21 protein-coding genes are annotated in these 22,104 nt (G+C 48.4%); 17 read left to right on the top strand and 4 right to left on the bottom strand.

Annotation, left to right across the window (positions count from 1 at the left end):
* Nucleotides 1-9 precede the first annotated feature (9 nt).
* Nucleotides 10-375, bottom strand: coding sequence for a YraN family protein (locus HPC38_RS05385; RefSeq protein WP_208120267.1), 366 nt, complete (start codon nt 373-375; stop codon nt 10-12).
* The gene (locus HPC38_RS05380) at nt 375-2,126 is read right to left on the bottom strand and encodes a penicillin-binding protein activator (protein ID WP_408021845.1); all 1,752 of its coding nucleotides are present in this window, start codon (nt 2,124-2,126) and stop codon (nt 375-377) included. Before HPC38_RS05380 ends, HPC38_RS05385 begins: the two co-directional genes overlap by 1 nt.
* Nucleotides 2,127-2,204: 78 nt before the next feature.
* On the opposite strand from HPC38_RS05380, the gene rsmI reads away from it, so the two are divergent.
* Nucleotides 2,205-3,053 (top strand): 16S rRNA (cytidine(1402)-2'-O)-methyltransferase, encoded by an 849-nt coding sequence (gene rsmI, locus HPC38_RS05375; RefSeq protein WP_208120266.1) that lies wholly within the window; start codon nt 2,205-2,207, stop codon nt 3,051-3,053.
* A 25-nt stretch (nt 3,054-3,078) separates the two neighbouring features.
* On the opposite strand, the gene HPC38_RS05370 is transcribed toward rsmI, so the two are convergent.
* Nucleotides 3,079-4,428 (bottom strand): GntP family permease, encoded by a 1,350-nt coding sequence (locus tag HPC38_RS05370; protein ID WP_208120265.1) that lies wholly within the window; start codon nt 4,426-4,428, stop codon nt 3,079-3,081.
* Nucleotides 4,429-4,608: 180 nt separating this feature from the next.
* On the opposite strand from HPC38_RS05370, the gene murQ reads away from it, so the two are divergent.
* The 12 genes from murQ to secF all read left to right on the top strand — a co-directional run bounded on the left by murQ (nt 4,609) and on the right by secF (nt 18,183).
* Complete coding sequence (gene murQ / locus HPC38_RS05365) at nt 4,609-5,520, top strand: N-acetylmuramic acid 6-phosphate etherase (protein ID WP_208120264.1); 912 nt, start codon at nt 4,609-4,611, stop codon at nt 5,518-5,520.
* 10 nt (nt 5,521-5,530) lie between these two features.
* Entirely contained in the window at nt 5,531-6,958 is a 1,428-nt protein-coding gene (gene murP, locus HPC38_RS05360) for a PTS N-acetylmuramic acid transporter subunit IIBC (RefSeq protein ID WP_208120263.1), read from the top strand.
* A gap of 127 nt (nt 6,959-7,085) precedes the next feature.
* The gene (locus HPC38_RS05355) at nt 7,086-7,604 is read left to right on the top strand and encodes a pilus assembly FimT family protein (RefSeq protein ID WP_208120262.1); all 519 of its coding nucleotides are present in this window, start codon (nt 7,086-7,088) and stop codon (nt 7,602-7,604) included.
* Entirely contained in the window at nt 7,594-8,322 is a 729-nt protein-coding gene (locus tag HPC38_RS05350; RefSeq protein ID WP_208120261.1) for a prepilin-type N-terminal cleavage/methylation domain-containing protein, read from the top strand. The genes HPC38_RS05355 and HPC38_RS05350 overlap by 11 nt, the downstream gene beginning before the upstream one ends.
* Nucleotides 8,319-8,972, top strand: coding sequence for a DUF2572 family protein (locus tag HPC38_RS05345; protein WP_208120260.1), 654 nt, complete (start codon nt 8,319-8,321; stop codon nt 8,970-8,972). The genes HPC38_RS05350 and HPC38_RS05345 overlap by 4 nt, the downstream gene beginning before the upstream one ends.
* Nucleotides 8,953-9,261 carry a DUF5374 domain-containing protein gene (locus HPC38_RS05340; RefSeq protein ID WP_208120259.1) on the top strand — a complete coding sequence of 103 codons (309 nt, stop codon included), beginning with the start codon at nt 8,953-8,955 and terminating at the stop codon, nt 9,259-9,261. Before HPC38_RS05345 ends, HPC38_RS05340 begins: the two co-directional genes overlap by 20 nt.
* Nucleotides 9,262-9,315: 54 nt before the next feature.
* A complete protein-coding gene (gene recC / locus HPC38_RS05335; RefSeq protein ID WP_208120258.1) occupies nt 9,316-12,573 on the top strand; it encodes an exodeoxyribonuclease V subunit gamma in 3,258 nt (1,085 codons plus the stop codon).
* A gap of 58 nt (nt 12,574-12,631) precedes the next feature.
* Nucleotides 12,632-13,714, top strand: coding sequence for a tRNA preQ1(34) S-adenosylmethionine ribosyltransferase-isomerase QueA (queA, locus tag HPC38_RS05330; protein ID WP_208120257.1), 1,083 nt, complete (start codon nt 12,632-12,634; stop codon nt 13,712-13,714).
* A gap of 47 nt (nt 13,715-13,761) precedes the next feature.
* The gene (gene tgt / locus HPC38_RS05325; protein WP_208120256.1) at nt 13,762-14,907 is read left to right on the top strand and encodes a tRNA guanosine(34) transglycosylase Tgt; all 1,146 of its coding nucleotides are present in this window, start codon (nt 13,762-13,764) and stop codon (nt 14,905-14,907) included.
* Nucleotides 14,908-15,033: 126 nt separating this feature from the next.
* The gene (gene yajC / locus HPC38_RS05320) at nt 15,034-15,333 is read left to right on the top strand and encodes a preprotein translocase subunit YajC (protein WP_208120255.1); all 300 of its coding nucleotides are present in this window, start codon (nt 15,034-15,036) and stop codon (nt 15,331-15,333) included.
* A 24-nt stretch (nt 15,334-15,357) separates the two neighbouring features.
* Nucleotides 15,358-17,205, top strand: coding sequence for a protein translocase subunit SecD (secD, locus tag HPC38_RS05315; protein WP_208120254.1), 1,848 nt, complete (start codon nt 15,358-15,360; stop codon nt 17,203-17,205).
* A gap of 12 nt (nt 17,206-17,217) precedes the next feature.
* A complete protein-coding gene (gene secF, locus HPC38_RS05310) occupies nt 17,218-18,183 on the top strand; it encodes a protein translocase subunit SecF (protein ID WP_208120253.1) in 966 nt (321 codons plus the stop codon).
* Between the two features lie 86 nt (nt 18,184-18,269).
* On the opposite strand, the gene HPC38_RS05305 is transcribed toward secF, so the two are convergent.
* Entirely contained in the window at nt 18,270-19,076 is an 807-nt protein-coding gene (locus HPC38_RS05305) for an outer membrane protein assembly factor BamD (RefSeq protein ID WP_208120252.1), read from the bottom strand.
* Between the two features lie 164 nt (nt 19,077-19,240).
* Between HPC38_RS05305 and rluD the strand changes: the two genes are divergently transcribed.
* The 4 genes from rluD (at nt 19,241) to HPC38_RS05285 (ending at nt 22,066) form a co-directional block, all read left to right on the top strand.
* Nucleotides 19,241-20,218 (top strand): 23S rRNA pseudouridine(1911/1915/1917) synthase RluD, encoded by a 978-nt coding sequence (gene rluD / locus HPC38_RS05300; protein ID WP_208120251.1) that lies wholly within the window; start codon nt 19,241-19,243, stop codon nt 20,216-20,218.
* Nucleotide 20,219: 1 nt separating this feature from the next.
* A complete protein-coding gene (gene pgeF / locus HPC38_RS05295) occupies nt 20,220-20,948 on the top strand; it encodes a peptidoglycan editing factor PgeF (protein ID WP_235977648.1) in 729 nt (242 codons plus the stop codon).
* Nucleotides 20,949-21,010: 62 nt separating this feature from the next.
* Nucleotides 21,011-21,670: a Bax inhibitor-1 family protein gene (locus HPC38_RS05290; RefSeq protein ID WP_208120249.1), complete on the top strand. Its 660-nt coding sequence runs from the start codon at nt 21,011-21,013 to the stop codon at nt 21,668-21,670.
* A gap of 84 nt (nt 21,671-21,754) precedes the next feature.
* Nucleotides 21,755-22,066: a TusE/DsrC/DsvC family sulfur relay protein gene (locus HPC38_RS05285; protein WP_208120248.1), complete on the top strand. Its 312-nt coding sequence runs from the start codon at nt 21,755-21,757 to the stop codon at nt 22,064-22,066.
* Nucleotides 22,067-22,104: the final 38 nt, after the last annotated feature.

The raw sequence follows: 22,104 nt of genomic DNA, 5'->3' as shown, positions 1-22,104 counted from the left end.
CGGTGTCTATCATGAATTAAACTCAATAAAATGCTTAAACCACGTCGGCTGCACTTGGTTTAAGTCAAAGGTGATCAAATCAAAGCGGCAAAGTGCGGTTTCAATGCTTTGTTGGCGCTCTAAAAGCCATAATTCTGCGGCATGAATCCAGCGTTTTTGTTTTGTTGTGGAAACGCTTTCCAGCGCGCTGCCAAAGTCATTATTTTTGCGCAACCGCACTTCCACAAACACGATGGTGTGGCCGTCTTGCATGACTAAATCCAGCTCGCCGCCTTTAAAAGTGCGGTTAGCTTCAAGAAATCGCATGCCTTGCTGCTCAAGAAATCGGCGCGCTCGTTGTTCGTAAGCCGCGCCGATAGCACGTTGATTAGGCATTAATTTAACGCGCGAATTTGCCCACCGCGGTATTCCAACCAACTCATATCGCGATCGATGGTGCAGCCATTGCCCGCACTGAGTTTACCTGTCAAGCCGTTGATACTAAAGCCTGGCACTTGGCGCAGCTCATTGAATTTATTGATTAAAAGCCATGCGTCAGCGCCCATCGCATAAAGGCGCATCATGGTGTAGTCACCGCCTGTGAGGCTGTTGGCTTGGGCATATTGGCTTGAGTGAGCATCACTTAAAAATGGAATTTCACTGAATTTTAAGCCGTCCATAGTCAAGCGATAGTCGGCACCATTATTCGGGCTGTTGCTGCGAGAGCTGGCATAAAGCGGCAAGTTCGCACCAAAGCCGGCGTTGTTGATAGCGTTTTTGATGTCGAGTAATTCTTGGCTGTTGGCAACAATATAAACGGCGGGCTGTTCGCCATTGGCGCCGTTCGCGAGGCCACTTTGCAAGGCTGATAAAATATCTGCTGAGGTGTTATAAAACTGGGTTTGCGCATCTAGCCCTGATAGCTGTTGCCAGCGCAGGTTGAAGGCGGCAGCGGTGCGTTGCCCAAGGTCATTTTGCGGCACAACCAGCAAAGGCGTGCGCACGTTATCGGCCCACATCTTATCCGCCGCAGAACGGGCTTCGGCCTCAGGGGAAAGCCCATAATAGCAGATATTGACCGCAGGTCGATTGTTGGCTGTGCTGTTGAGTGCGAGCACTTGTAAGCCAGTGGTGTTCGCATTCAGCATGCCGTCAACATTAGGTTTTAAAAGAGGGCCAACAACGGCTTCGGCACCACTCATTTTGGCCTGTTCAAGCAAATCAGCCACTGGCGTACCTGATGCGGTGTCGTAAGTGGTCACACTGACCGCACTTTCAGCGCCTTTTGCATCATTAAAGCCTTTTAAAATAATGTCGCCAAACGGCTGCCCGTTACCACTTAATGGCAGCATCAAAGCCACATGATTTAACGCCACATGCTGATAGTTCAGGGCGTTTTGTAATTCAGACGGCAGCATATAAGCCGCGCTATGGTTTGGATATTGCGCACGCCAGTTTTCAACCGCACTTTTCATATTTTCTGGTTGTGAAATAGTGCTATTGTAAGTGTTGATCAGCGCAAGCCAGCCTGCCAGTGCGGTTTCGCCCGCTTGTGGTTGCGTGGCGTTGAGTTTGCCTGCATTCGCAGAGCGTAATAAGCGCCAAATTTGATTGATGTTTTGTTGTTTGCGCTCGTTGTCAGTGATGAGATTATCAGCATTAATCAAGGCGCGTGCCGCCTCAATGGTATGATTTTGGTTGCTTTCAATGCGTGCTTGAATTTGCCAATAACGCGCTTTTTGCGAGGCGCTTAGCCCTTCAAGGGGAATGGCTTTGAGCATTTTTGCCGCTTGGGTGTTTTTCTTTTTAATGGCGGCGATGTGTGCGCTGACTAAATTTTTGTCCAATAATTGCTCTTCGCTTAAGTCTTTATCGTTGATTTCGCTGAGTAACACTTCCGCTTGGCGCACTTTATTTTCGCCTAACAACACGCGTGCGGCGAGCAATTGGAAGTTTTGTTTTTCTACCACATCTTGTGCTTGCTCTGCACGGTTGAGGTAGAATTCAGAGTTGCCATTGGCATCTTGTAACAAAATAGCAGACGGGTTGTTAAACAGCGATGTGCCACACGCAGACAGCAATAATGCCATGGCGGTGGAGGCAACAAAGTGTTTAATTTTATTGCGATGAGAAAAAGTAGTCGGCATAGTAGCTCCAAATTGGTTAGAATAGCTTGCGTGATCTTACTTATCTCCCGCATGAAAATCAATCAAAGAGCGTAAAATATGGCGACAGAACCTGGAATTTTATATATTGTGGCAACCCCGATCGGGAATTTGCAAGACATCAGCGCTCGCGCGTTGGACACCCTAAGTGCGGTTGACCTCATTGCCGCAGAAGACACTCGCCACAGCGCAGGGCTTTTGACGCATTTTGGCATTAAAAAACCGCTCTTTGCGCTGCATGACCACAACGAACGTGACAAGATGGCGCAGTTGCTGACCCGCCTTGAGCGTGGCGAGAATATCGCCCTGATTTCCGATGCGGGCACGCCATTAATAAGCGATCCTGGCTTTCATCTCGTGCGCTTTTGCCGCCAAGCGGGCATTCGCATCGTGCCAATTCCAGGCGCAAGCGCGCTGATTACCGCACTTTGCGCCGCTGGCATCGCCTCGGATCGTTTTTGTTTTGAAGGCTTTTTGCCCGCCAAGCCGAAAGCGCGTGGCGACAAATTGCGCGCGCTACGCGATGAGCCGCGCACCTTGATTTTTTATGAATCCACCCACCGCATTGAAGACACGCTGGCCGATATGCGTGCTATTTTTGGCGATGATCGCTATGTGGTGCTCGCGCGTGAATTAACGAAAACGTGGGAGACAATTCACGGCGACACCCTTCAGGCGTTATGCCAGTGGGTGGGGGAAGATGCCAACCGCAGCAAAGGCGAAATGGTGGTGATTGTCGAAGGGCAAAGTGCGGTTGCAACGTCAGACATACCCGAGCAGGCTATCAAAGCGCTGACCTTATTAAGCCGCGAATTGCCCCTGAAAAAAGCCGCCAGCATCACCGCCGAGCTTTTTGACATGAAAAAAAATGCACTCTACCAATACGGCGTTGCGCATTTGAAAAACTAAAGTGCGGTTAACCGCACTTTGTGTTTTACAATAACACCACTGAGAGCAACGCCACAATCGTGATGGTCACCAAGCCTTGCACCAAGGTGGCCATGGTGTGGGATTTGTAGGCGGTGGCCACGTCCATTTCACTAAATTCTGCCACCACCCAAAAGAAGCTGTCGTTGGCGTGGGATACGGTCATCGCACCTGCGCCAATGGCCATGATGGTCAAAATCGAGCCGATGGTGCTCTCTAGCCCCAACGGTTGTAGCAACGGGTAAATGATAGTGGAAGTCACTACTAGCGCGGTGGTGCTGGAGCCTTGCGCGGTTTTCAGCGCGGCGGCAATCACAAACGGCACCAAAATGCCCAAGCTCATCGATTGCAGTGCGCTGCCGAGATAATCGCCAATGCCACTGGCTTTGAGCACGCTGCCGAGTGCGCCACCCGCGGCGGTGATGATGAGAATGGAGCCAGCATCTTTCACGCCTTTGCCAATCCAGCCATTGAGCGTTTCTTCATTCCAGTGCGGCAGCAGGCGAAAGGCGAAGAACAAGCCGATTAAAAGTGCGGTTACAGGTTGACCTAAGAAATAAATGGCACTGAGCAGTACGCTTTGCTCTTTACCAAACAGCAGTTTCACCACCGAGGCCAGCGCAATCAAGGCAATCGGCACGATAATCGGCAAAAAGGCGTTGAGAGTGGAGGGCAACTTGCCGTATTGGGTGCGCACATCGTCATGCTCACGCAGGTTAATCGCTTCATCTTCGCCCGATTTCACCCGTTTGCCAATCCATTGGGCGTAGGCAAAGCCTGCCAGTGCCGTGAAAATGGAAATGCCCAGCCCAAATAAAATCACCAGCCCTAAATTGTCAACATGCAAGTTACCCGCCGCGGCAATGGGGCCAGGAGTGGGTGGCACTAAGGTGTGCGTGGCGTAAAGCCCCGTGGCCAGTGCGACAGTGAGCGTCACAGCCGATTTGCCCGTTTGTTTGGCGAGAGATTTTTTCAACGCGGAGAGAATCACAAAGCCCGAGTCACAAAACACAGGAATGGAGACAATGTAACCGATAATAGTCATTGCCAGTGCGGGGCGTTGGCGGCCGACTTTGCGCAGAATGTAATCCGCCATCGCAATCGCCGCACCAGTTTTTTCCAAAATGGTGCCAATGATGGTGCCGAGCACAATCACAATCCCGATGTAGGCTAAAATGCCGCCAAAACCTGAAGTGATGGTTTTCACCGTATCATCTAACGTGATGCCTGAGCCCAGCGCAATGCCGTAGGCGGCGATCAATAGTGCCACAAACGGGTGGAGCTTAAATTTTGCGGTGGACACCACAATAAAGATAATGGCTATACTCAACAAAATGACTAAACCTAAACCACTCATACCGCCTCCTTTTGGATTTTACAGATCATTAACATAATCGCTTTTGCCGTATTTGAGTAGCACCAATGCGTAAAAATGCGAATAAGATCAAATAATTTAAACGTAACCTAGCTCACAAAATCGCATTTTGGTGCTGGCATTTTTTGTGCGATCTGCCAAAGTAGAGAAAAAGGAGATGTTATGAGCGAAAATATTCAGCAATTGACCACCGAAGGCCGCTTGGCGGCATCACGCGAGATTGATACGCTCAGCAGCCTTGAGGTGGTAAAGATCATCAATGATCAAGACAAAGGTGTTGCCCACGCGGTGGAAAAAACCTTGCCCGCAGTGGCCAGCGCAGTGGATGCGATCGTGGATGCGTTTGCGCAGGGCGGGCGGCTTATTTACCTTGGTGCGGGCACATCAGGGCGGCTTGGCATTTTGGATGCCAGCGAATGTCCACCGACCTTCGGCACAGACCCGAAGCAGGTGCAAGGGTTGATTGCAGGGGGGCAAAGTGCGGTTTTCAAAGCCGTTGAAAACGCAGAAGATGATGCGCAGGCAGGTGAGGCTGACCTTGTCGCTGTTGATCTCACCGCGCACGATGTGGTGGTGGGCATTGCGGCCAGCGGGCGCACGCCTTATGTACTCGGGGGCATTCAATATGCCAAAGAGCTTGGCTGCGTGACGGTGGGCATTGCCTGCAACCGCACTTCACCGTTGTTGAGCATGGCGGAAATTGCCATTGCGCCGATTGTGGGAGCCGAAGTGGTGAGCGGTTCATCACGCATGAAAGCGGGCACAGCGCAAAAGTTGGTGTTGAATATGCTGTCAACGGGGGCGATGATCCTCTCAGGCAAGGTATTTGGCAATTTGATGGTGGATGTGCAGCCGAGTAATAAAAAGTTATTGGAACGCCAAGTGAACATTGTGATGCAGGCCACGGATTGTGATGAGGCTGAGGCCAAAGCGGCACTTAAGGCGAGCAATCGGCACTGCAAAACGGCAATTTTGATGATTTTGACCGCACTTGATGCCAGCGCGGCCAAGCAATTACTGCAAGCGCACAAAGGCTTTATTCGAAAAGCACTTGCGGCCCATTTTAAGCAATAAGGAGCGCATTATGGCAGACATAACACAAGCAATGGTTGAGCAAATTGTCACCTATCTCGGTGGCGCGGGGAATATCGTCAGTGCGGGCAACTGCATGACACGCCTGCGGGTCAAACTCCACGACCCAAGTGCGGTTGATAACGCCGCATTACGCAAGCTCGACGGTGTGATGGGCGTGGTGGATTTGCAAGATCAAGTGCAAATTATCTTAGGCCCAGGCAAAGCGGGTAAAGCGGCGGCGCTGTGTCAAGCCATGCTTGAGGGCAGCAGCAAAACAGCAGATTTGTCGCAAATTGCCAAAGAGAATAAGCAACACATTAAGCAAAAACACACCACGCGGGTGCATCAATTTTTAACGAAATTTGCCACTATTTTTACTCCGTTGATTCCTGGCTTTATTGGCGCGGGGCTGCTGCTTGGGATCGCGACCGTGTTGCAGCAATCTTTTGTGGCAGGCGTGGATAACCCAAATGCGACCTTGGTGTCGAGTATTGCCTATTTAAAAATATTCAGCAAAGGTTTATTTAGCTTTTTAAGCATTATGATTGGCTACAACGCCGCCAAAGCTTTTGGTGGCACGGGGGTGAATGGCGCGATTATCGCCAGTTTGTTCATTCTCGGCTACAATCCAGAAGCGACCAAGGGCATCTATTCTGGCATGAGTGATTTTTTCGGTATGGCGATTGACCCGCGTGGGAATATTATCGGGGTGCTGATTGCCGCGATTTTGGGCGCTAAAGTGGAGCAGTGGGTGCGTAAATTTATCCCTGAAAATCTCGATATGCTGCTCACCTCCACCATCACGCTGGTGATCATGGGCGTGTTCACTTTCTTAGTGATTATGCCAATCGGTGTGGTGTTGTTTAATGGTATGTCTTACCTGTTCACGCACTTAAACGGTAATCCTATCGGCAGTGCGGTGTTGGCGGGCTTGTTCTTGATTTCAGTAATGCTCGGTATTCACCAAGGTTTTGTGCCAGTGTATTTTGCGTTGGTGGAAACGCAAGGCTTTAATGCCCTGTTCCCAATCCTTGCTATGGCGGGTGCGGGTCAAGTGGGTGCGGCGATTGCGCTTTATGTGATGGCGGACAAACACGCCCAATTGCGCAACCAAATTAAAGGCGCAATCATTCCAGGCTTTTTGGGCATTGGTGAGCCATTGATTTATGGTGTGACCTTGCCGCGGGTGAAACCGTTTATTACCGCGTGTATTGGTGGCGCTGCGGGCGGCTTTGTGATTGGGTTGATTGCTTATTTCGGCTTGCCGATGGGGCTTAATAGTGTTTTCGGGCCGTCTGGTTTGCTGGCCATTCCTTTATTGACCTCGAATGAGGGTGTATTCACCGCCATTGCTATCTACCTCGCTGGCACCGTGACAGCGTATATCACAGGGTTTGTTTTGACCTATCTTTTTGCAAAAGATGTGGATTTAAGCTAACGCGGTCACCTTTTTCCAAATCATACGAAAGGGGCTAATGCCCCTTTTTCGATCACGATCGAAAAACCGCACTTTGCCACTTGTACTGGATGTTGCGCTTGTTAGCATAAAGGCGAAAGGAGCAAGCATGGCAAGAGGATTCACAGTGATGGAAATGTTGCTGACGGTTGCAATAATCAGCCTGATTACGATGCTCGCCACGCCAGCGGTGCAGCGCCTGAGTGCACAGTATGCGTTGACGATGGAGCAGCAAGGGCTGTTTCAATTTCTGCGTTATGGGCAAATTAAGGCACAAAATAGCAACGAGATTTGGTTTATTCTCATTCAGCGTAAGGCGGATAAAGCCCAATGGTGTGTTAGTATGCAGAAAAAAGACAACACCCTGTGCGACTGCTTTGCGCCCGAGCATTGCCCCGCACACACTCAAGCGCAGTTTTATTACCCCCACTTTGCGCAAACGAGCATTGTCAGCAAAAAGTACTATCCGCGTGAAATTTCGCGCATCAACGGCATTCGAGATACGTTTTCCTCAGCGTGTTTTGTGCTGCAAGCGGGCAAAGTGCGGTCGATTTTCTCGCTGTTTAACGTTGGCAGCCTGCGGATTAAAGACAATCAATCATTGAGTGCGTGTGTGTATGATAACTAAGCGAGTTAGGTATGCGCTGCGCGGTTTTAGCCTGCTGGAGATGATGGTCAGTGTGGCGATTGGGTCGGCATTATTGTTGCTGATGGTGCGCTTTTTTACACAGACACTCAACACTCAGCAAGCGAGCCACAAGCGTTTACAGCTGCAAAGTGAAATTCACCGCGTGCTTAACCTCATGGCAAAAGACATTGCCCGCAGTGGCTATATCGCACAAGAGCAAGTGCGGGTGTCTAATGCCGCACTTTTTAGCCGTGACGCGACGTCATCGGGGGTGATTACACAAGCCCAGCGAGCGAGTGAAAATAGCTGCTTTTTGTTTTGGTATGATGTTGATCAAAGTGGTTGCATTGGCTCGCGCCATGACAGCATTTGTGCTCAAGGCGGGCGCAACCGCACTTTGGACATTCAAACTGAGCTGTTGGGCTATCGCCTCAATAGCCAAATGGTGGAAACGCGCATCATGTATAAACGCGGCACGCAGCAACAGTGTCGGGCAAGTGAATGCCAAGCGTATCTTGCAGATTCAGGGTGTGATACCAAAGGCTGGGGGGATTTAATGGACAGCGCTACATATCAAATCACGGCGCTCAATTTTACTTGGCTGGTGGTGAATAAAGCACTGCGGGTTGACATCGCGGGGCGGTACAAAGCTAAGCGTTGGCGGCACATTCATTATCAAAGTGCGGTCGTGATCCCTATCGAGAATCAACTGAAATGAAAGCACGAAAAGGCGCGGTGGCGTTGAGTATCATTGCGGTGATGGGCGCACTATTAAGTGCGGTCTTCCTCTTTCAAGCACTGCAATTAAGCCAGCAGCGCGCGCAGCTGGCGCAACAACAGGGCTATTTTGCACTTGACTATCAGCTTCACGCGCGCGGCAAGTGGCAATCCCAGCACTGTGGTGAAGCCCGCCATGCGCACAAACCGCACTTTGTGCTGAGCCATCAGGCGCAGAATACATACGCCAGCATCAGCCATAGGCAAGTGTGTCGTTTTCTACCTTATGTGGCGCCAGAGGAGCTACACTCAGCGCATCTCACAACGCTTGAGAGGCTTATCCCTGAACGCGATTGGGCGGTGTTGGCGGCGCAGTTTTGGGGGCGTGCACCAGTCTCGCAGCCAGCTATTTGGTGGCTAAAAGCAGGGCAGCATTGGCAGCTTGACGAAACGGTATCAGGGGTGGTGTTTGCGCAGAAAAACAGTGTTATTGAAGGGCGTGGGCAGGTGCACGGCGTGGTGATTTCACAAGGGCATATCACATTGGCGGTGGAGGTTATGTTTGACCGTGATATTGCACTTGAAAGCCTTCATCGCCACGGTTTTTGGCAAATTGAGCCTAGGAGTTGGCATGATTTCAATGCACTTTAAAACTGGCGGCAGTGTCATGGGCGTGTTGCTGGCATTGGTGATGTTCAGCGCGCTGATAATGACGTTTCAGCATTGGCAACAAGCGCAGCATCGCCAAAGTGCGGTGATTTTCCAACGTCAGCAAGCGCTTTTGATTGCGCACAATCAAACGGTGCGTCTGCGCCTGAATTTAGGGTGTGAGCATACGCTGCGTTTAAACGGCGTTACATTCAACATCCGCTGCCAAGCCAGCGGTGTGCAAGTGCATTATCCTCTCGGGCGCGTGGCGCTGGATATGTCGTCGCAATAACAGTTGCATCGCGCGTCACACTCGCTCACAATAGCGATAAGCATAGGAGGACGCGTGTTACATCTCTATTTTTCTAACGATCTCAATTGTCATAAAAACAAATTGATTGATTTGCTTCGCACCCCTTGCGCTGGGGTGTTTGAAAGTGAGCGTATTTTGGTGCAAAGCCAAGGTATGGCGCAGTGGCTTAAGTTGAGCATTGCCCAAGCGCAGGGCATCGCTGCAAACATCAGTTTTCCATTGCCAGCCAGTTTTATTTGGAATCAGTACCATCGTGCGCTCGACGGTGTTCCTGAACAAAATGCGTTTACGCGTGATGCTATGTTGTGGCATTTGATGGATGTGCTCAACGAACAACTTAACCACCCGGCACTGACGCAGCTGCGCGCTTATTTAGGTGACGATGATAATGATGAAAAGCGTTATGGGCTATGTAGCATGTTAGCGAGCTTATTTGACCAATATTTGGTTTATCGGATGGATTGGATTGCGCATTGGCAAGCAGGGCGTGATAGCGCGGTGAGCGAGCAGATACGCACGCATTTGCAATCTCAAGGTGCTGAAAGTGAGGCTTTGTTGAGTGAAATTGAAAGTGCGGTACGCGCCCAAGGTGTGTTGTGGCGCGCGCTGTATGAACGGATTCAGGCTGGCAATGAGGGGGTAGCTTGGCATCGAGCCGCATTACATCAGCACTATTTAGATGCGCTTGCGCATGGCAAGGTGAAATATTTCCCGCCAAGGCTATTTGTGTTCGGTATTGCGGCGCTGCCTGCGAGCTTTTGGCAGATGTTGCAAGCCATCGGCGAGCACTGTGATGTCCACGTATTTTACACCAATCCCTGCCAGCACTTTTGGGGGGATATTATGGATGAAGCGCATCTTAAACGTATGCAATTGCGAGGCAAACTAAGCCCGAAAGCCGCTGCCTTGGCTCGCGTGGCAGAAGTTGGCCATCCGCTGCTGGCAAGCTGGGGCAAAATGGGGCGTGATTTTTTTAATTTGCTCAGTGAGCACCCAAACAGTGACGAATTGGGCTATCGTGAGCATAATCCTCACACATTGTTAGGGCAGATACAAAATGCGATTTTAAACCTTGATGACAAGCCCGCATTGACGCTGGATCGCAGCATCACGATCAAGGCCTGCCACAGCCCTATGCGAGAAATGGAAGTGTTGCAACAGCAATTACTGCACTATTTTGAGCAAGACCCAGCGTTAACCCCAAAAGATATTGTGGTCATGCTGCCTGATGTGGAGCGCTATGTACCTTATATTCACGCCGTATTCGCGCGCTATGACAGCAGTGATCCGCGCTATATTCCTTACGCCATCGCCGACCGCACTTTAAGCCAAAGTGATCAAATTGTGGCAACGCTATTGACGTTGCTCACCATTAACGAAAGCCTTTTCAGTGCAGAAGAGGTGCTTGCGCTGCTTGATGTGGCGGCGTTGCGAGAGCGTTTTGCCATTTCAGAGTCAGAACTGTCCACCTTACGCCAATGGGTGGCGAGCTGTGATATTCGCTACGGTTTGGATGACAGCGCAACCAGCACCGTTTCCCATACAGAACGCAATTGGAATGCGTGGCAGGCGGGGCTTAAACGTATGCTGCTAGGAGCAACCATGCGTGAAGACGACGGTGCATGGCAGGCGATTATGCCCTTTGGCTTAAGCTATGGGTTGAGTGCGCAATTGAGCGGTAAATTAGCGGAATTTTTAGATACCTTGAGTGATTGGCAAGTGCGCTTAAGTGTGAGCTTGATGCTGCACGACTGGCAAGCACAGCTGCAAGCGCTGGTGGCGGCATTTTTTGTCGAAAACAGCCAAACGCAGCCGACGTTACAGTGGATTTTCAAACAGCTCGACGTCATTTTTAGCCAACTGCCCGCCAGCCCACAACGTGTGAGCGCCAACGTGATGGTACAATTTTTGCAAGGCAAGCTAGACGAGCAAGATCTGGCCTTTAACTTTTTGACAGGCAAGTTGAATTTTTGCACTTTGCTGCCGATGCGTGCGATACCGTTTAAAGTGGTGGCGTTGCTGGGCATGAATGAAAACGACTACCCACGCACCAGCACGCCAATGAGTTTTGACCTCATGCAATACGCTGCACGCGCAGGTGATCGAGTCCGCCGAGAAGATGATCGCTATCTCTTTTTAGAAGCGTTGCTTTCTGCCGAACAAACACTTTATATCAGCTATGTGGGGCGTACGCTGGATAAACACGAGCCACGCCAGCCGTCGGTATTGGTGAGTCAATTGCTTGATTACATCACGCAGCACGCCGATACGCCAGCGCAACAGTTGGTCAGTGAGCAGCCAATGGCGGTATTTAGCCCACGCAATTTTCAAGGTGAAGACCGCTCTTTTGCGCGAGAATGGTTATTTAACGGTGAAAGTGCGGTTGCGCCGTTTATCCAGCCGATGGCGCACGGCGTTGAGCAACACAGTGAACCGCTGGCATTTGCTCGTTTGCTGGAATTTGTTACCGACCCTGTGGCGTATTTTTTCCGTCGCCAGTTAGGCGTGTATTGGCAAAATTCACCACAGCACTTGCGTGATTGCGAAAACTTTGAGCTTGATTCGCTCAGCCAATACAACTTGCGTGAGCGTCTGCTTGCCAAACCGCCAGCACAGTGGTCACACACGCTTGAACAAGCACGGCTGCAAGGGAGACTGCCGCGCGCCCATTTTGGGACACTGGAAGGGCAAGCTCAAACGCAGCAGCTACACCATTTAGCGCAGGCAATTGCCCCTTATCTTGCCGAAACGCCAAGCCAGTTGCCATTTCGGTTGCAGATTGCAGGCTGGCAGCTAGAAGGCACGCTGGCGCCGCTGTATCACGGGCAGTTTGTTCACTGGCGGGCGGGTAAGTTGCGTAGCAAAGATTACATTGCAGTGTGGCTACAGCACTTGATGCTGTGTGCGCAACGTGCGATCAGCCAGCCATCACAATTTTTTGCCCTTCATGCGCAAGATTCACAAAACATCGCTCAGATCAGTTTTGCGCCACTGGAACCTGCGCAAGCGATGGATGAATTGACACGCTATGTTACGGCGTTTGAGCACGCATTACAGCGGATTTTACCATTGCCAAATGAGGCATTATTAGCTCAGTGGTTGCGTGTAAAAAATTTGCCCCCACCACTGACGATGATGAACGAAGCGTTTGAAACACAAGCGGACAATCCATACTGGGCGCGGCTGCTGACGCAACAAACCTTCAGCGATGAGGAAAAAACCGCACTTTACACCACCGCGCAGGCATGGTTTGCACTGATGCTGCGAAATCTTGGCAAAAGTGCGGTTTAGCTTGCCTAACGCAAGTGGCGGGATTAAACTGTACGGCTTATTTTAACAAGGTGACCAAATGAAAGTTTCTGATTTTGATTTTTCACTGCCCGACGAGCTGATTGCGCGCTACCCAAAGCCTGAGCGCACCAGCAGTCGCTTGATGTGTTTAGACGGCGTTACAGGCGCGATTGAACATCGTCATTTTGCCGATGTGCTGGAAAAGATTAATCCTGGCGATCTGTTAGTGTTTAATAACACGCGTGTGATCCCAGCTCGCTTGTACGGGCGCAAGGAAAGTGGCGGCAAAATTGAGATTTTACTTGAGCGTTTGCTTTCGCCAACCCAATGTTTAGCGCATGTACGCGCGTCTAAATCGCCCAAAGCGGGCAGCGTGTTGATTGTTGGGGAAGATAAACTGGGCGAGGGCAATGGGATTGCATTGCGTATGACAGGGCGCGAAGGTGCACTATTTATGCTTGAATGTAATGATCCTTTGTTAGCCATTTTGCAACGCGCTGGTCACATTCCATTGCCGCCGTATATTGATCGCCCCGATGAAGCACTTGACCAAGAGCGTTACCAAACGGTCTATAATAAAGTGCCTGGTGCAGTGGCGGCGCCAACGGCGGGCTTGCATTTTGATGAGCTGCTGCTGGATAAATTGCGCGCTAAAGGCGTGAACATGGTGTTTGTTACGCTGCACGTCGGCGCCGGCACCTTTCAGCCTGTGCGTGTTGAGAACATTGAAGATCATCACATGCACGCAGAATATGTCGAAGTGGAGCAAAGTGCGGTTGAGACCATTTTAGCCACCAAAGCGGCGGGCAAGCGCGTGATTGCGGTGGGCACGACATCCGTGCGTTCGATTGAAAGTGCGGCGCAAGCGGCCAAAGCGGCAGGCTCAACGCAGTTACTTGAGCCATTTTTCTCCGATACCTCAATCTTTCTCTACCCAGGCAAGCCGTTTTTCGTTACCGATGCGCTGATTACCAATTTTCACCTGCCACAATCGACACTAGTGATGTTGGTCAGCGCCTTTGCAGGCTTTCGCCATACGATGGCGGCTTATGAAAGTGCGGTTAGCGAGCATTATCGCTTTTTTAGTTATGGTGATGCGATGTTTATCACCAAAAATCCTGATGTGCATGGCTTAGATTAACCTTTGCACAGTATTATCTTTCGAACTGTTTATTCGTTGGAGTCAACATGAAATATACTTTAGAGAAAACGGACGGGCGCGCTCGCCGTGGCCGTTTAACCTTTTCACGCCCGCACGGGGAATACACGGTGGAAACCCCTGCGTTTATGCCTGTGGGTACCTATGGCACGGTCAAAGGCATGACGCCAGAAGAAGTGCAAGCCACAGGGGCGCAAATTTTGTTGGGCAACACCTTTCACCTATGGCTGCGCCCAGGCCAAGAGATTATGCGCAAACATGGCGATTTGCATGATTTCATGCAGTGGCATGGCCCGATTTTGACCGACTCAGGCGGCTTTCAAGTGTTTAGCTTAGCGGATATTCGCAATATCAAAGAAGATGGCGTGCATTTTCGCCACCCGATCAACGGTGACAAAATTTTCTTATCGCCTGAAAAATCAATGGAAATTCAATATGATCTAGGCTCAGACATCGTGATGATCTTTGATGAATGCACACCATACCCAGCTGACTTTGATTACGCCAAAACGTCAATGGAGCTTTCATTGCGCTGGGCAAAACGTTGTCGTGAACGCTTTGATCAACTTGGCAACAAAAATGCGCTGTTTGGCATTATTCAAGGCAGTGTTTATGAGCCGCTGCGCAAGAAATCCTTGGAAGGCCTGCTGGACATTGGCTTTGACGGCTACGCAGTTGGTGGCTTGGCGGTGGGGGAGCCAAAGCCTGATATGCACCGCATTTTGGAATACATCTGCCCGCAAATCCCCGCCGACAAGCCGCGCTATTTGATGGGCGTGGGTAAGCCAGAAGATTTGGTCGAAGGCGTGCGCCGTGGGATTGATATGTTTGATTGCGTGATGCCAACCCGCAACGCGCGTAATGGGCATTTGTTTGTCAGCGACGGCGTGGTGAAAATTCGCAACGCGAAATACCGTGACGACACTAGTCCGCTTGATCCTGAATGTGATTGTTACACCTGTAAAAACTACACTAAATCGTACCTGCACCATTTGGATAAGTGCGGTGAAATTTTGGGCGCGCGACTCAATACGATTCACAACTTGCGTTATTATCAACGCTTAATGGCACAATTACGCTCTGCGATTGAGCGCGGTGAGCTAGAGGATTTTGTGCAGGCATTTTATGCCCGTATCGGCAAACCTGTGCCACCATTAACGTTAATAGATGACTAATTTTTAAACGAAAAGTGCGGTTTGACCGCACTTTGTGATTTTTAGGCAAGATTTTTTCACTTTATTGTGATTTTATGCTATTTTTATAGCGCAATTTTATTCACTTATTAACAAAAGGATTAATGTATGGATCAGCAAGCAGGCGGTGGTATTCAAATGATTTTTATCTTGGTTATTTTTGCCTTAATTTTCTATTTTATGATTTATCGCCCACAAGCGAAACGTAATAAAGAGCATCGTAACTTAATGAATTCTCTTGCCAAAGGTGAAGAAGTGCTGACGTCTGGTGGTCTTCTTGGCAAAGTGACAAAAGTGTCTGCAGAAAACGACTACATCGTTATCGCCTTAAATGACAGCACCGAAGTGACCATCAAAAAAGATTTCGTGGTGGCTGTGTTGCCAAAAGGATCTATGAAATCCCTCTAATTCAATACACACTGGAGTAACATTGTGTTAAATCGTTTTCCTTTATGGAAGAACCTAATGGTGATCATTTTGGTCGCCATTGGTATTTTATACGCTCTTCCAAATCTCTATGGTGAAGATCCTGCAGTTCAGGTTTCTGGTACTCGTGGGCATCAAGCTACTGAACAAACATATAAAGATGTTGAGTCTATTCTTGCACAGAATAAGCTATCGGCTAAATCTGTTGCTTTAAAAGAAGGCTCTGTGTTGGCAAAATTTGCTAGCACGGATGAGCAATTGCTCGCAAAAGATAAACTTGCCGAAGGCTTGGGCGACGGTTATTCCGTGGCGCTTAACCTTGCACCAGCCACACCAAAATGGCTAACCGATATTGGTGGCAGCCCGATGAAATTGGGCCTAGATTTACGCGGTGGGGTGCGCTTTTTAATGCAGGTGGACATGAGATCGGCATTAGAAAAAATGGAAATGCAGCGAGAAGATAACTTGCGAACTGATTTGCGCAAAGCTAAGGTGCGGTATAGTAATATTCGTGCAGGTGACAATTATTCTACGGTTATTACATTGGCTGATGAACATCAAATAAGTGATGCCAAACGAATTGTACAAAAAATCGATCCTACTTTAGAGATTATTCAAGATGGCAATACACTTGTTGTAGGGATGTCTGATTCAGAACTTGCTAAAGTGCGTGAGCATGCTATAGAGCAAAACTTAACGATTTTGCGTAAGCGTGTAGAAGAACTCGGTGTAGCTGAGCCTGTTATTCAGCGCCAAGGTGCTGAGCGAATAGTAATAGAATTGCCAGGGGTGCAGGATACGGCGCGTGCTAAAGAAATTTTAGGTGCAACTGCAACGCTTGAGTTTCGCATGGTTAACCAAAGTGCCGATATCAGTGCTGCAGCAAAAGGGTTAGTCCCTTCTGATTCAGAAGTAAAACTTGACCGTAATGGTAATCCTGTTGTGCTTTATCGTCGATTAATTTTGGGTGGTGAGCATATTACTGGTGCAACATCTGGCAATGATAATAACACTGGGCGTCCTGAGGTCAATATTTCTCTTGATAGTGAAGGGGGAAATATGATGGCGGCGGCTACGCGTGATGCGATTGGTAAACCCATGGCAACACTTTATAGTGAGTATAAAGATAGTGGTAAAGTGGACGATAAAGGTCATCCAATTTTGGAAAAACACGATGAAGTGATCAATGTTGCAACCATTCAAGATCGCTTAGGTAATCATTTTCGTATCAGTGGGATCGACAGTCCTGCAGAAGCATTGAATCTCTCTGTATTATTACGTGCGGGAGCTTTAATTGCGCCTATCCAAATTGTGGAAGAACGTATTATCGGCCCATCGCTTGGTAAACAAAATATTGCGCAAGGCATGGATGCGAGTATTTGGGGATTGGCCATTGTCGTACTATTTATGGTGGTGGTTTACCGTAAATTTGGACTGATTGCTGATGTTGCATTAATTCTTAATATTGTTTTGCTCATTGGTGTGATGTCTTTACTACCTGGAGCTACATTAACGATGCCAGGAATTGCAGGCATTGTGCTCGCTGTTGGGATGTCGGTGGATGCTAATGTACTCATTTTTGAGCGAATAAAAGAAGAGATTCGTAATGGGCGAACTGTACAGCAAGCCATTAATGAAGGCTATAAGGGCGCATTTTCGAGTATTTTTGATGCGAACTTAACCACAATTCTCACGGCTGTTATCCTTTATGCCGTGGGGACAGGGCCAGTGAAGGGTTTTGCGATTACGTTATCTCTTGGTGTTGCTATTTCCATGTTTACAGCTATTACAGGAACGCGTGCTATCGTGAATGTCCTATATGGCGGTAAACGTATTAGTAAACTTTCAATTTAGGGGGCGGTAATAATGAAAGTAAAAAATAACGAAGCTGAGGCTAGTGTAAAACTGGCTCGTCGTTTGATTCCATTTATGAAATTCCGCCTAATCGGTTATATTTTCTCTGTGATCGTGGTGGTCATATCCTTATTTTTTATTGTATCAAAAGGCTTTAATTGGGGGCTTGATTTTACAGGCGGTACTGTGATTGAAACGTCATTTTCACAGCCTGCAGATTTGCCTAAAGTGCGGTCAACTTTAGCTGAAAATGGTTTTGGTGGTGCGATAGTCCAAGCATCTGGTGGCACACGTGATGTTATGATTCGTCTCTCTACAGCAGAAGGTGATACCAAAATTGGCGCGAAAGTCATTGATGCTTTAAAAAAGATTGATAGCAAAATAACTGTACACAGTATTGAATATGTTGGTCCAAATGTTGGTAAGGAACTTACAGATGCTGCGATTTATGCGACTTTAGCCACGCTCATTGCCTTACTCGCTTATGTAAGTTTTCGATTCGAATGGCGGCTGGCAACGGGAGCTATTGTTGCGCTAGCGCATGATGTGATTGTCACATTGGGAGTATTTTCCATGTTACAAATTGAAATTGACCTGACTTTTGTGGCAGCTATTTTGTCTGTAATTGGGTATTCTCTCAATGATGGTATCGTTGTCTTTGACCGTGTACGGGAGAATTTCCGTAAAATTCGACGTACCGAAACAGAAACAATTATCAATATTTCGCTAACGCAAACACTTTCAAGAACATTGATGACATCATTTACCACCTTGATAGTGGTGTTGGCATTATTTATTTTTGGCGGGCCAAGTATTCATAATTTCTCATTGGCTCTTTTAATCGGAATTGGGTTTGGTACTTATGCTACAATTTATATTGCAATTGCAATTGCTTACGATATAGGACTTAGTCGTGAGCATATGTTACCACCAAAGATCGAGAAGGAAGGCGCTGATACGCAGCCTTTAATGCCATAAAGAAAAACCGCACTTTTAAATAATGAAGTGCGGTTTTTTATAAAAATAAAAAGTGCGGTTGCCATGAGTGAACCGCACTTTATATTTTATTGTGCCGATGTTAATACGTTCGGCACTTGTAATTCCACGTCGCGCTCAGGAACTGGGATTTTCGGGAAGGTTTTATCTTTATTTTGCGCAATCAATGTTTCAATTTGTTTAGCTGGCGCTGGCAAGTTCATCGCAAGATAGGATTTTTCCAGCAATGGCAACGCTTGATACATCGCTTGCGTATCAGGGTAGTGATCTACTAAGCCGAGCACGCGGTTAACCACCGCCACGTGGGCATCGCGTTTGAAATAAAACTGTGCAACATTAAGCTCATGACGAGCCAAGGCATTGTGTAAGTACAATATGCGCGCTTTGGCATCAGCAGCGTAGCGGCTGTTCGGGAAGTTTTGCACCAAGGTGTTGAAGTTATTAAGCGCATTGGTCATTGGCAGAGGGTCGCGCAGGGCTTGATCCGCACCAAAGGTATCCAGCATAAAGTGGCGGCCAAGCTCAGAGTTAATCAAGCCTGCCACATAAAGCACAAAGTCAAGGTGCTGGCTGGTGGAGTGCATGCGTAAAAAGCGCTCCGCATCAGCCAGGGCAATGGTGTATTCGCCAGCTTTATAGTTGGCATAAATTAAGCTCAGCTGCGCTTGTTCGGAATAGGCACCAAATGGATAACGGCTATCCACCGCATCAAAATAGCGGATAGCTTGGGTGTAGTTTTCGTCTTGCAAGTAGGTGTTAGCTTTGGCATAGAGTTGCTCAACGCTGCCTTCTTCCACTTTTTTATCGCTGCTTGAGCAGCCAGTAATGGCAAGTGCGGTCACAAGCGCGAGCGCAATGGAGTTTAATTTATGCATAAATCGATCCTAATGTCTTAATGAAATTAAACGTGCGTTTTGTGTGCAAAAGGTTACTACACAGGCAAACTTCCGCTACAATATTGGACAACACATTGTATGATCTAGTATTGTAACGATCATTAGCAAATAAGCAAATTAGAATTAAGTGAAATTATAAAATTATGACAAAAGAATTAGAACTCATCGTTGACGTTTCGCCGCAGCAGCTCGGGCAGCGCTTAGATCAAGTGCTCGCTGAGCAGCTGTCAGACTATTCTCGCTCACGCATTAAAACGTGGATTGAGCAAGATTTGGTGCAGGTGAATGGTGTGGTAGTGAATAAGCCGCGGGAGAAAATGATGGGTGATGAGCGCATTTCGGTGCGTGTGCAGGTGGAGGACGAAAACCGTTTTGAGCCACAAAATATTCCGCTGGATATTGTTTATGAAGATGACGATATAATCGTGATCAACAAGCCTGCTGGATTGGTGGTTCACCCAGGAGCAGGTAATCCTGATGGCACGGTACTCAACGCGCTGTTGTATCACTATCCGCCGATTGCGCAAGTGCCACGGGCGGGCATTATTCACCGTTTAGACAAAGACACAACGGGCTTGATGGTGGTGGCGAAAACGATCCCTGCGCAAACGCGGCTGGTTAGCGCGCTTCAAAAGCGCAAAATTACGCGGGAATATGAAGCCATTGCTTTTGGCATCATGACCAAAGGCGGCATGGTAGACGAGCCGATGGCACGCCATGCCACAAAGCGTACACAAATGGCGGTGCATCCAATGGGCAAGCCTGCGGTAACGCATTATCGCATTATGGCGCGCTTTCGTAATTACACCCGCTTGCGCTTGCGTTTAGAGACGGGGCGCACGCACCAAATTCGTGTGCATATGGCGCATATTGCGCACCCGTTGTTGGGTGATCCTGTTTACGGTGGCCGCCCACGCCCACCGAAAAACGCCAGCGACGATTTTTTGCGTGTATTACGAGAGTTTAAACGTCAAGCCCTGCACGCGGTGATGTTGCGTCTTGAGCACCCGATAACGGGCGAACAGATGGAGTGGTTTGCGCCGCTGCCTGAGGATTTTGTGCAGCTAGTTGATGCTCTTAAAGCTGATTATGAAGTACACAAAGATGAGTTGGAGTATTAATATGCTGTTAAACGTTGATTTCGCGATTACAGGCGTTCACGCAGGTGTTACTACGCGTGAAGGTGGGGTAAGTCATGCGCCTTTTGACAGTTTTAATTTGGCCAGCCATGTGGGTGATGTACAAAGTGCGGTCGAGCAAAACCGCACTTTATTGGTGCAGCAGGCGAATTTGCCACAAATGCCGCAGTTTTTAAATCAAACCCACACCACCGATGTCGCTTGTTTACCGTGTGACGGTACGCCCAATACTGATGCGGCGTACACCAATCAGTCTGGCGTGGTTTGCGCTGTACTGACTGCTGATTGCCTGCCAGTGCTTTTTGCTGCTAAAAATGGGCGTGAAGTGGCGGCTGCGCACGCGGGCTGGCGCGGGCTGTGTAATGGTATTTTAGAAAATACTGTGGCGCAATTTGCCTGCGCTGCGCATGACATTGTGGCTTATCTTGGCCCAGCAATTGGCAAGACCGCGTTTCAAGTGGGCGAAGAGGTGCGTGAGGCCTTTATCAAAGCCGACGATCAAGCCGTCAGCGCATTTGTCCATGATCCAAATGAAGAAGGCAAATTTTTCGCCGATATTTATCAGCTCGCACGCCAACGGTTGCAAAAGTGCGGTTTGTATGAGATTCGCGGCGGCGAATTTTGCACTGTCAATGATGCGCGCTTTTTTTCTTATCGCCGCGCCAATCCAACGGGGCGCATGGCGAGCTTTATCTACTTTAACCAGCGATAATGATTGACTTTTTTTAACATTATCGCTACCTTTAAGACGTGATTGACGAAAGGAGAAATTAAATGCAACCACGTATCGTAACCGATGTTCGCACCCATGATTCTGTGTTGGCGAGCAACAAAGTTTTACGCAACACGTATTTTCTTTTAGCGCTGAGTGTTGCCTTTTCTGCGCTCACTGCTTACATTTCCATGAGTATGAATTTGCCTTACCCTGGGCTGATTGTGATGTTGGTGGGGTTCTATGGTTTATTGTTTTTAACTAATCGCTTGGCTAATAGCGCGTGGGGTATTTTGTCCACCTTTGCGTTTACAGGCTTCCTTGGCTACACCTTAGGTCCGATTTTAAATGTGTATGTTGGCAACGGCTTAGGTGATGTCGTAGTGCTTGCCTTTGCGGGAACCGCAGCGGTGTTCTTTGCCTGCTCAGCCTATGTGTTGACCACCAAAAAAGATATGTCATTCTTAAGTGGTATGTTGTTTGCGTTATTCATTGTTTTGGTCATTGGGGTGATTGCCAGCCTCTTCTTCAATTTCCAAGGCTTGCATTTAGCACTGAGCGCATTGTTTGTGTTGTTCTCAACGGGTGCGATTTTGTATGAAACCAGCAATATTATCCACGGCGGTGAAACCAACTATATTCGTGCCACCATCAGCATTTATGTATCGCTGTACAACCTATTTATCAGCTTGTTAAACTTGCTCTCTGCTGCAAGAGATTAAAACAATAGCAACAATCGCTAAAACCCGATTTATTATGCCCCTGATTAGGGGCATACTTTTATCGCAAATAAAAGTGTGGTGCGTATGGAATTACAAACAGATAAAGAAGGTTATCTACTCAATGTGAACGACTGGAACGAGTCGGTGGCACAGGTGATTGCCGAACACGAAGGTATTGAGCTTAACGAGACACATTGGGAGGTTATCTATTTCGTGCGAGATTTTTATGCCGAATATGGCACTTCGCCTGCTATTCGTATGTTAGTGAAAGCGATGGCGGCGAAATTTGGGGCTGAAAAGGGCAATAGTCGCTATCTACAACGGTTATTTCCGCAGGGGCCAGCCAAGCAGGCGAGCAAACTGGCAGGCTTACCGAAGCCAGCGAAATGCTTATAAACAAGAATAATTATCATTTGCGATTTAGTGAAAATTTG

This window comes from Spirabiliibacterium pneumoniae, assembly GCF_014884995.1.
GTDB lineage: Bacteria > Pseudomonadota > Gammaproteobacteria > Enterobacterales > Pasteurellaceae > Spirabiliibacterium > Spirabiliibacterium pneumoniae.
This window is presented reverse-complemented; position numbering and strand designations above follow the sequence as displayed.